Below are 10,616 nucleotides of genomic sequence, written 5' to 3' on the forward strand. Positions count from 1 at the left end.
AATGTTCGGGCATTTTTTAATGGAAGTTAAAGAGCAAAATGGTCTGAAAAGGATTGCCTGGAGGAGTGAATTCTGTTATCCTGTAAGAAAACAGCTGTGACAACATGGAAGGGTTTTGAAAAGCAGAGTTTGGGAGAAGCAAAAAAGCAATACAGTAAAAGCAAGGGAGGTTTTTAACCAATATGCAGATCATACATGAAAATGAATACGAAGAAACCATGAAAAATATCGTAATGCCATATCTTCTGTCTCACAGAAGGGAACTTTATGTACCGGGTGCGGATTATCCGTTTCGTAACGAAAGCAAACGGATCACAGGTAAGATCCATATGCTGCAGTATCTGTCTGATATTGATATGCCTAAAGGTGTGGTAGTCATCAGCCACGGATTCACAGAATCAGCAGTAAAATATGATGAAGTGGCCTATTATTTTCTTAAGGAAGGCTATCATGTATATATTCCGGAGCATTGCGGCCATGGCCGCAGCTATCGTCTTACCGCAGACCCGTCTCTGGTCCACATCGATACATGGAGAAGATATATCCGCGATTTTCTGAAAGCATGCCGCTACATAAAGAAAGCACATCCGGATCTGTCACTTAACTTGTATGCACATTCCATGGGTGGTGCCATCGGTGGTATTGCTGCAGCCTGGGAGCCGGACTGGTTTCACAAGGTGATCCTTTCTTCTCCGATGATCCGTCCTCTTACAGATAATGTTCCGTGGCCGGCAGCCACCGGCATAGCTCTGGAGAAATGCATTTTCGGAAAAGATGAGGAATATGTAGTTGGCCGAAAGCCTTACGATGGCAGCGGTTCTTTTGAGACAAGCTCCGCAACATCAAAACCAAGATACGAGCGATACAAAAATCTCCGTGCAAAACATAAGGAGCTCCAGACCTGGTCTCCATCCTACGGCTGGCTCTGGGCTTCTGCGGAAATGAGCTGGTATCTGCGTCTCTACGGATGGAAAAAATATACGGCACCAATGCTGCTCATCCAGGCCCAGACTGAAGATCTGGTGTCTGTCCGTGCCCTGAAAAATTTTGCCGGAAAGATCAATCGCCAGGGAAAAACAAGCTGTGATTATATCCATATGATTGGAACAAAGCATGAGATCTATGGAAGCAGAGGTAAGATCCTGGAGAAATACTGGGGATATATATTTACATTCCTAGACGATACGGAAAATGATATTGATCACAGATAAGTATTTTTACTACAGGTATATCACATATTTAACAACAGGATTGGCAGCTTTTATTCACTTTCTTTCTTTATCATAGTAAAATTATAAAGCTTTTCTCTTATACATTCGACAAAAAATGTGATATAATCTAACGAATCGTCTTTTTGTACAGACAAACGTACAATCCAAAAAGACAAAATTAAATAAGGGAAGGATTATAGAATGTTATCTGTTATTGAATCAGTGAATGCTGCCGTAAACAATTTTATCTGGGGCGTTCCTGCGATGATCTGTATTATTGGTGTAGGTCTTTATTTAAGTATCCGCACGAATTTTCTCCAGATTCGGAAATTTCCCTATGCCATCAGGGTCACTATCGGACGTATGCTTCGGAAAAGAGAAGCTTCCGATGGAAGTCTGACACCGTTTCAGGCTGTTTGTACGGCGTTAGCTGCTACCGTGGGAACGGGAAACATTGCAGGTGTGGCAGGTGCTATTGCCATCGGAGGACCGGGAGCCGTATTCTGGATGTGGATTTCTGCACTTCTTGGAATGTGTACAAAGTTTTCAGAAGTAACACTTGCGGTACATTTCCGCGAAACCAATGCCAATGGAGATCTGGTTGGAGGACCAATGTATTACATTAAGAATGGTCTAAAAAAACACTGGCACTGGCTGGCATATCTGTTTTCCGCTTTTGGTGTGCTTACTGTTTTCGGAACCGGAAATGCAACCCAGGTTAATACCATTACAACAGCTATTGATTCTGCACTGATCAATTACAATGTGATCGCTGCAGACAATACTTCTACGGTAAACCTTGTTATGGGGATCATCCTTGCGATCCTTGTGGCAATGATCCTGCTTGGCGGAATCAAAAGGATCGGCCAGGTTACAGAAAAGCTGGTACCGTTTATGGCATTGTTTTATATTATTCTTGCCGTCGGTGTAGTTATCATCAACTGGAAAAATGTTCCGGGTGTTTTCAGCGCTATCATCAGAGGGGCATTTAATCCGGCATCTGTGACAGGCGGCGTAGTAGGAAGCTTTTTCATGAGTATGAAAAAAGGTGTTTCCAGAGGTATTTTTTCCAATGAGGCAGGTCTTGGTACCGGTTCCATCGCACATGCCTGTGCAGACACCAGAAAACCTGTAAAACAGGGATTTTTCGGGATCTTTGAGGTATTCACGGACACGATCGTGATCTGTACGCTGACAGCGCTTGTCATCCTTTGCAGCGGGGTGCCGGTTGGTTATGGCGCAGCAGCAGGAGCGGAGCTTACCATCAGCGGTTTTACCAGTACATACGGAAACTGGGTTTCCATCTTTACAGCAGTTGCCATGTGCTGCTTCGCATTTTCCACTATCATTGGATGGGGACTTTACGGAGCCAGATGTGCGGAGTTCCTTTTTAAGGAAAAAGCTATCAGACCTTTTATGGTACTGTACTCTCTGGTAGCAATCATCGGCGCAACTGTTGACCTTGGACTTCTCTGGAGTATCGCAGAGACTTTCAACGGTCTGATGGCGATCCCTAACCTGATCGCAGTATTCCTGCTTTCCGGTGTGGTTGTAAAGCTTGTGAAGGAGTACTTCGCCGGAGAAGGAAAGAACGCCTGAAGGAGTTTTTGAAAAAAAAACTTGACTATCAAAACAAACAGAGTTAGAATTGGTTTAACTCATTAAAGAGTTAACACATAACAGAAGTAAATTCCATGAAGGGAATCAGTAGAGACAGAGGAACCGTCTTCAGAGAGCTGTGACTGGTGTGATGCAGCGTCGGAACTGCCTTGAATATCATCCCTGAGAAGGAAAGCCGAAAGTTTCAGACAAGTAAGTAGGTTTTCACGGGTGCTTCCCGTTACAGAAGTCGCGTATGCCGGTACGTTGCAGAATCGTGCTTGTTTCAATGGAGAAACAGGGTGGTTGCGGAATTTTATATCCGTCCCTGAAAGGGGACGGATTTTTTTTATCAAAAACATTTTAAACCACGCGGTAAGGATCTGAAACCGGAAAAATATACAAAAGGGGAAAGAGTATGAAAGTGTACAAAAAACTCATGAACGCACTTGCAGCAGTAGAAAAAATCGTACTGGTCATTTCCACATTGCTGATCCTTGTGCTGACTGTGGGAAATGTATTTTCCCGTAAGGTCATCCATCGCTCATGGTCTTTTACAGAAGAGCTTGTTGTAGCGGTGTTTGTTCTCATCACACTTTTGGCAGCAGCACTTGCCTGCCGTGAAAAAGGAGGACTGGTAAGTCTGACACTGGTTACGGACCGTCTTCCGAAAAAACTGGAAAAACCATCTGTGATCCTGATCACGGTCCTGAGCATTGTTTTTTCCGCAATTTTATTTAAATATGGAATGGACAAAGTTCTTACACAGCTGGCAAACGGCAAGAGAACTTTCGTACTGAACTGGCCGGAGTGGATCTTCTGGTCCTTCGTGCCGATCGGAGCAGGCTGTATGATCCTTCATTTTATTGAGTACTGCTTGGACTTCTGCCTGAAAAAAGATGATGAAAAGGAGGACAAATAAATGATCAGTGCAATCTTATTTATCTCCTTCTTTGTTTTCCTGATCCTGGGACTTCCCATTGCGATCTGCTTAGGTCTGTCATCTGTATGTGCCATCCTTTATTCCGGTACATCTCTGACGATCGTAGCTACAAATATGTACTCCGGAATCAGTAAATTCCTGCTTCTTGCTATCCCGTTCTTTGTTCTGTCCGGAAACATTATGGCAAAAGCCGGTATTTCCAAACGACTGATCAACTTCGTAGATACCTGCGTAGGACATAAAAAGGGCGGTATCGCCATTGTATGTGTTATCGTAGCCTGCTTCTTCGGAGCGATCTCCGGTTCCGGTCCTGCAACGGTTGCGGCACTTGGAGCAGTTCTGATCCCGGCTATGGTTGAGCAGGGCGGTTTCTCCGCACCGTTTTCCACGGCATTGATGGCAACCTCCAGTTCCATCGCCATTGTCATACCGCCGAGTATCGCATTCGTTGTATACGCTTCTATCACAGGGGTATCTATTGCAGATATGTTTATGGCTGGTATCGTTCCGGGACTTCTGATGGGTGTTGCTCTTGTGATCATCGTTATGATCGAGGCAAAGAAACATAACATTCAGCCATCCCGTGAAAAAGCTTCTGCAAAAGAGCGCTGGGATACATTTAAAGATGCATTCTGGGGATTCCTGATGCCGGTTATCATCCTCGGAGGAATTTACGGCGGTATCTTTACACCAACTGAGGCTGCAGCCGTATCTGTTGTTTACGGTCTGTTTGTTGGTATGGTGATCTACCGTGAGGTTAAGCTCAAAGATCTGTTCGACATTCTTGTGGATTCTGCAAAGACAACCGGTGGAATCATGCTGATCGTAGCGAGTGCTTCCCTGTTCTCTTTTGTATGTACCAAGTTTGGTATTGCAAATGCGGCATCTGAGCTTCTTGCCGGCATTGCACATAATCAGTTTACCTTCCTTCTGATCGTAAACATCATTTTCCTGATCGCAGGATGCTTCATTGATGCAAACTCTGCGATGTACATTTTTATACCGATCATGCTTCCGGTATGTAAGGCTCTGGGCTATGATGTGGTAGCATTCGGTGTTATGGCAACAGTTAACCTTGCGATCGGACAGGTAACACCTCCGGTAGGTGTAAATCTTTTCGTTGCCATCAGTATCAAGATCAAAAAAGGTCTGGAGGTTACTCTTCAGCAGATCTCCAGAGCAGTTATGCCGATGATCGCTGCATCCGTTGCAGTTCTTCTGATCATCACTTATATTCCGACTGTTTCCACAGCTCTTCCGAAGGCTCTTGCAAAAGAGGGCTCCTATACAGGAGACCAGTCTTCTGACACAGAAAGCCAGAGTTCCAAGGATTCCGGAGACGGAAGTGATTCCTTTAATACCATCGCGGATTACAGTGATCTTGACTGGCCGGAGATGACATGGAACTTCGCATGCTCTACAACTGAAACAAGTACCTGGGCTGACGGAGGACGTAAGTTTGGTGAGCTTATGGAAAAAGCAACCGGCGGAAAAGTCAAGGTTAATATTTACGCAGCAGATCAGCTGACAAACGGAAATCAGTCCGAGGGAATCCAGGCACTGATGAACGGAGACCCGGTACAGATCTCCATGCATTCCAATCTGATCTACTCTGCATTTGACCCGAGATTCAATGTAGTATCCCTGCCGTTTATCTATGATTCTTACGATGACGCAGATGCAAAATTTGACGGTGAGGCCGGAGAAAAGCTGAAAGAGATCCTTGGTGAGTACGGACTTCATTGTATGGGAATCGCAGAGAACGGTTTCCGTGAGCTGACAAACAGCAAGCATGAAGTAAAAACAGTAGACGACATGAAGAACCTGAAGGTTCGTGTGGCCGGTTCCAACCTTCTTATGGAATGCTATAAGAGATGGGGGGCAGATGCCACAAATATGAACTGGTCTGAGACATACACAGCACTTCAGCAGAATACGGTAGAGGGTGAGGAGAACCCGTTGCCTGCGATCGACGCAGCCAGTGTACAGGAGGTACAGCCGTACTGCTCCATGTGGGATGCAATCTATGATTGTCTGTTCTTCTGTATCAACCAGGATATCTATGACAGCCTGACACCGGAACAGCAGCAGGTTGTTGATGAGGCAGGCCAGAAGGCTGTTGAGTATGAGCGTTATATCAACCGTTCCGGCGACGAGGAGATCATGAGCCGCTGGGAGAAGAGCAACGGTGTGACCTTTACAAAGAAAGAGGATATGGATATCGATTCCTTCAAGAAAGCAGTAGACGGAATCGACGACTGGTTTGTAAAGGAGCTTAAGAGTGAAGGCTATGACGATGCACAGGATCTTGTAGATCTGTTTACAGAGGATTCGGTAGATACCGTGGAGGATTACAGTGATCTGAACTGGCCTGAGACAACCTGGAACTTTGCATGCTCCACAACGGAGACAAGTACCTGGGCTGATGGAGGACGTAAGTTCGGTGAACTCATGGAAAAGGCTACCGGAGGAAAGGTCAAGGTTAACATTTACGCAGCGGATCAGCTGACAAACGGAAATCAGTCCGAGGGAATCCAGGCATTGATGAACGGAGACCCGGTACAGATCTCCATGCATTCCAATCTGATCTATTCTGCATTTGATCCACGCTTCAATGTGGTATCCCTGCCGTTCATCTATGATTCCTACGATGATGCAGATGCGAAGTTTGACGGAGAGGCCGGAGACAAGCTGAAGGAGATCCTTAACGGCTACGGACTTCACTGTATGGGTATTGCAGAGAACGGATTTCGTGAGTTGACAAACAGCAAGCATGAGGTAAAATCTGTAGATGATATGAAGAATCTGAAGGTTCGTGTAGCAGGCTCTAATCTTCTTATGGAGTGTTATAAGAGATGGGGGGCAGATGCTACAAATATGAACTGGTCCGAGACCTACACAGCACTTCAGCAGAATACGGTAGAGGGCGAGGAGAATCCGTTGCCCGCCATCGATGCGGCCAGTGTACAGGAGGTACAGCCATATTGCTCCATGTGGGATGCAATCTATGACTGCCTGTTCTTCTGCATCAACCAGGATATTTATGATGCGCTGACACCGGAGCAGCAGGCTGTTGTTGACGAGTGTGGTCAGAAAGCTGTTGAGTATGAGCGTTACATCAACCGTTCCAGTGATGATGAGATCAAAGCACGCTGGGCAGACAAAAACGGTGTGACCTTCACAGAGAAAAAGGACATGGATATCGATTCCTTTAAGAAAGCAGTAGACGGTGTAGATGACTGGTTTGTTCAGGAACTGAAAAAACAGGGCTATAATGATGGTCAGGATCTGGTAGATCTGTTTACAAAGTAATCTTCATATATGTTTATAAAAAGATAAAATAGCCGGAAAGAGGCAGTTCTGAGAGGATTTTTCAGGACCGCCTCTTTTCTTTGCGGAAAAAAGATTATATACTGATAGCAGTCCGGCATTTGTCGGGCAGGAGATTATTGAAATATGACCGGAACATAAGTAAAGCATATATTCGCATTTATTTTACTGTATGCTCCGGAGAGTTGATAAAGTAAAGGAAGAAATATGATAAAGATCGATCTGATAACCGGATTTCTCGGATCCGGAAAGACAACATTTATAAAAAAATATGCCTCCTATCTTCTGAAAAAAGGCATGAACATCGGGATCTTGGAAAATGATTTCGGGGCAGTGAATGTGGATATGATGCTGCTTCAGGATCTAATGGGAGACAACTGTGAGCTGGAGATGGTTTCCGGGGGCTGTGATGCGGACTGTCACAGACGGCGATTTAAGACAAAGCTGATCGCCATGGGAATGTGCGGTTACGACCGTGTCATCGTAGAACCATCCGGAATCTTTGATGTGGATGAGTTCTTTGACGCCCTCCATGAGGAACCGTTGGATAAATGGTATGAGATCGGAAATGTGATCGCCATTGTGGATGCGAAGCTGGCAGAGGATCTTTCTGCGGAAGCGGATTATCTGCTGGCTTCCGAGGTGGCAGATGCAGGCTATGTATTACTGAGCAGGAGCCAGGAAGCCACGGTGGAAGAGATCAGCAGCACAAAAGCGCATCTCAACCGTGCACTTGGCCAGATTCAGTGCAGGCGCCGTCTGGACAGTGAGATTCTCACCGGAAACTGGGATGATCTCACAGACACAGACCTGGAAAAGATCCTGGATTGCGGGTATGTGGCAGAGGATTACGTGAAGGAATCCTATGCGGAAGGCGGCGGATTTGATTCTCTGTTTTTTATGAACGTTCATAAAAGCGAGGAGGAACTTCATGAAACTGCAGAAAGGATCCTGAATGATCCATCTTGCGGAGATGTTTTTCGCGTAAAAGGTTTTCTCAGAAAAGAAGATGGACAGTGGCTGGAGCTGAATGCTACCCGCCATGAGATCTGCATCCGGCCGGCAAAGCTGGGACAGGAGATCATGATCGTTATTGGGGAGAAACTGAATAAAGAGGTAATTGATGGATACTGGAAATAATACTGCAGGAAAAACAGCACCGGAGAGATATGTCTCAGAGAAGGCATTTGAAGAGTTGCCAGATACCTTTCAGAAGCTAGCAGAGCTGCTTGGAGAAGATCAGTTTGAACTGGTGGCAGTGAATGATGAGGAAGATCCTCAGGATCAGAAAGCAGCTTCAGAGAGTGCTTTTTCGGAAGAGATGGCGGAAAAGCCCGATGACAATATATACAGAGTGGATTCTTATGTAAAAAACGGAGAAATCCGCCTTGTGTATCTTATGAATGATGCGGTAGAAAGCTTTCTTGTTTTTGGAAATGCCCGTATGACAGGTGTATACAAACCGGATTACGAGGGCGAGATCCTGGCAGATTTAAGCCGGCAGGGTAGAGAATATATTCTTGTGGTCCACCAGGATGATTCGGTGGTGACTTTGTTTTTTGAAACCCTGTCTCTGGAAAAACATCTCTACGATTACAGCCGGATCGGTCATTTCTGGGTAGAAGGGTATGAATACTTACGGCAGCTGGAATATCGGCTGGCGATCCTCCGCGACAAATATGATTATATAGGCGGGGACAGCTGCAACGCTCTGGAGGAGAAGCTTTCTGCACTGGTGGAATTTCCGCCATTGAATTACTGCTGTTATCCGGCTGTTCCGGAAAAGTATATTGTTCCCAAGGAAAATCCGTGGATTCCCTCGGAAAAGGCATTTGAGGTAATGGGAGAGATCGCAAGGCAGGCAGGAGACCGTACCTTTGTCAGGTGGCTTGAAATTTATCGGAAACTTCCGTTTAAATGGGTAGCACGGAAACTGGCAGGAATGCTTCACCGTACAAAACACATCCAGGTAACGATGTGCCTTTCTGAAAAGCTGCGGGAAGCTTCATCCGGATATGGGAATCGTTCTTTTGGAAAAGAAGCCGATGAAGAGCTTAGAGTTCTTACAGAAAAAGCCAGGACAAAGCAGGCAGAGCTGAAAGAGCAGGGGATGGGATCCGAAGTACTCAGGGAAGAACCGTTTACCATTGCCAGAGATTCTCTGGGATTTAAGGTTTATCTCATGAAATGGAACAAAGGAAGAAAAGACTGTACCGTTGAAATTGAAGAAATATGACGAAATATATATAGATCCGTAGAGAATATCTGTGAAGTGTTTTTGCCCGGCAGGGATTGCTTTTTTAAAAACACTGGGGTATAATCTAACGGAAAGAGTTAAGAACAGCCCTTTAATAAGAAAGGAGACTTTTAAAATGAAAGTAACACATATTACAGATATTGATAAATTTTTTGAGGTAATTGACAGCTGCAAGGGCAGAGTAGAGCTTGTAACAGGAGAGGGAGACAGACTGAACCTGAAATCCAAGCTTTCCCAGTATGTATCTCTTGCAAACATCTTTTCCGCTGGTGAGATCCCGGAGCTTGAGATCGTTGCAGCAGAGAAAGAGGATATCGACAAGCTTATGAGCTTTATGATCAACGGCTGATAGGAAGAACGATTTTCAGGGATGTGAGCTTTTCACATCCCTCTATTAATCTGAATGTAAAGCAGAATAGGAATGTCTGTTTTGTAAAATGGATATAATGACAGCAGATACAGAAACAGGTAATTTTTTCTCTGTCATCATGAGCATAACAGGATACAACCAGGGGGTATAATACTTCCTGGTCAAACTACGTTAAAAGGAGTGTATACAAAATGGTTAAAATTGATATTATCTCCGGTTTCCTTGGCGCCGGAAAAACAACTCTGATCAAAAAGCTTCTGAAGGATGGATTTCAGGGTGAGCAGGTAGTTCTGATCGAGAACGAGTTCGGTGAGATCGGTATTGACGGCGGCTTCCTGAAAGAGGCAGGGATCCAGATCCGTGAGATGAATTCCGGATGTATCTGCTGCTCTCTGGTAGGAGATTTCGGAACCTCTCTGAAAGAGGTTGTTACCAAATATGATCCGGACAGGATCCTGATCGAGCCATCAGGAGTTGGTAAGCTTTCTGATGTTATCAAGGCTGTACAGGGTGTTCAGGACGAGGTTGACATTAAACTGAACAGCTATACAACTGTTGTTGATGCAAAAAAATGCAAAATGTATATGAAGAACTTCGGTGAGTTCTTTGATAATCAGATCCAGTATGCAGGTGCTATCATCATGAGCCGTACCGATATTGCAAGTGAGAAAAAGGTTCAGGAGTCCCTGGAGCTTCTCCGCAGCCTGAATAAGGATGCTGCTATCATTACAACTCCGATCGAGAATCTTGACGGTAAGAAGCTGGTAGAGGTTATGGAGCATCCGGTATCCCTGGAGCAGGAGATGCTTGAGGAGGAGCATGAGCATCATCATCACCACGACGGAGAGTGTGGCTGCGGCCATGATCATGAAGAGCATGAGCATCACCATCACCACGACGGAGAGT

Annotated in this window: 8 protein-coding genes and 1 other annotated feature; all 8 genes read left to right on the top strand. The window is 45.2% G+C overall.

Features of this window, described 5'->3' with window-relative positions; all coding sequences use genetic code 11:
* Window positions 1-182 precede the first annotated feature (182 nt).
* Window positions 183-1,211 carry an alpha/beta fold hydrolase gene (locus NE671_RS09150; RefSeq protein ID WP_173740358.1) on the top strand — a complete coding sequence of 343 codons (1,029 nt, stop codon included), beginning with the start codon at window positions 183-185 and terminating at the stop codon, window positions 1,209-1,211.
* 201 nt (window positions 1,212-1,412) lie between these two features.
* On the top strand, window positions 1,413-2,810 hold the full coding sequence (locus NE671_RS09155) for an alanine/glycine:cation symporter family protein (RefSeq protein WP_015525503.1): 1,398 nt from the start codon (window positions 1,413-1,415) through the stop codon (window positions 2,808-2,810).
* Window positions 2,811-2,896: 86 nt separating this feature from the next.
* Window positions 2,897-3,143: a binding site (T-box leader), on the top strand.
* A gap of 85 nt (window positions 3,144-3,228) precedes the next feature.
* Window positions 3,229-3,732 (top strand): TRAP transporter small permease, encoded by a 504-nt coding sequence (locus NE671_RS09160; RefSeq protein ID WP_015525504.1) that lies wholly within the window; start codon window positions 3,229-3,231, stop codon window positions 3,730-3,732.
* Window positions 3,733-7,065, top strand: a complete 3,333-nt coding sequence (locus tag NE671_RS09165) for a TRAP transporter large permease subunit (protein WP_173740359.1) — start codon at window positions 3,733-3,735, stop codon at window positions 7,063-7,065.
* Between the two features lie 225 nt (window positions 7,066-7,290).
* Window positions 7,291-8,223: a GTP-binding protein gene (locus tag NE671_RS09170; protein ID WP_173740360.1), complete on the top strand. Its 933-nt coding sequence runs from the start codon at window positions 7,291-7,293 to the stop codon at window positions 8,221-8,223.
* The gene (locus NE671_RS09175; protein ID WP_173740361.1) at window positions 8,207-9,319 is read left to right on the top strand and encodes a DUF3878 family protein; all 1,113 of its coding nucleotides are present in this window, start codon (window positions 8,207-8,209) and stop codon (window positions 9,317-9,319) included. The genes NE671_RS09170 and NE671_RS09175 overlap by 17 nt, the downstream gene beginning before the upstream one ends.
* A gap of 136 nt (window positions 9,320-9,455) precedes the next feature.
* Window positions 9,456-9,689: a hypothetical protein gene (locus NE671_RS09180; protein ID WP_044962326.1), complete on the top strand. Its 234-nt coding sequence runs from the start codon at window positions 9,456-9,458 to the stop codon at window positions 9,687-9,689.
* A 212-nt stretch (window positions 9,690-9,901) separates the two neighbouring features.
* Window positions 9,902-10,616, top strand: a 715-nt coding sequence (locus NE671_RS09185) for a GTP-binding protein (RefSeq protein ID WP_173770519.1), incomplete at its 3' end; no start/stop codon positions are given.

The sequence above is a fragment of the Blautia sp. DFI.9.10 genome, assembly GCF_024461705.1.
Taxonomy (GTDB): domain Bacteria; phylum Bacillota; class Clostridia; order Lachnospirales; family Lachnospiraceae; genus Blautia_A; species Blautia_A fusiformis.

Bases quoted from the DNA above. Each gene is read 5' to 3' on its own strand.
- NE671_RS09165 (WP_173740359.1), top strand. From the start codon at position 3,733: ATGATCAGTGCAATCTTATTTATCTCCTTCTTTGTTTTCCTGATCCTG.
- NE671_RS09160 (WP_015525504.1), top strand. From the start codon at position 3,229: ATGAAAGTGTACAAAAAACTCATGAACGCACTTGCAGCAGTAGAAAAA.
- NE671_RS09155 (WP_015525503.1), top strand. From the start codon at position 1,413: ATGTTATCTGTTATTGAATCAGTGAATGCTGCCGTAAACAATTTTATC.
- NE671_RS09150 (WP_173740358.1), top strand. From the start codon at position 183: ATGCAGATCATACATGAAAATGAATACGAAGAAACCATGAAAAATATC.
- NE671_RS09175 (WP_173740361.1), top strand. From the start codon at position 8,207: ATGGATACTGGAAATAATACTGCAGGAAAAACAGCACCGGAGAGATAT.
- NE671_RS09170 (WP_173740360.1), top strand. From the start codon at position 7,291: ATGATAAAGATCGATCTGATAACCGGATTTCTCGGATCCGGAAAGACA.
- NE671_RS09180 (WP_044962326.1), top strand. From the start codon at position 9,456: ATGAAAGTAACACATATTACAGATATTGATAAATTTTTTGAGGTAATT.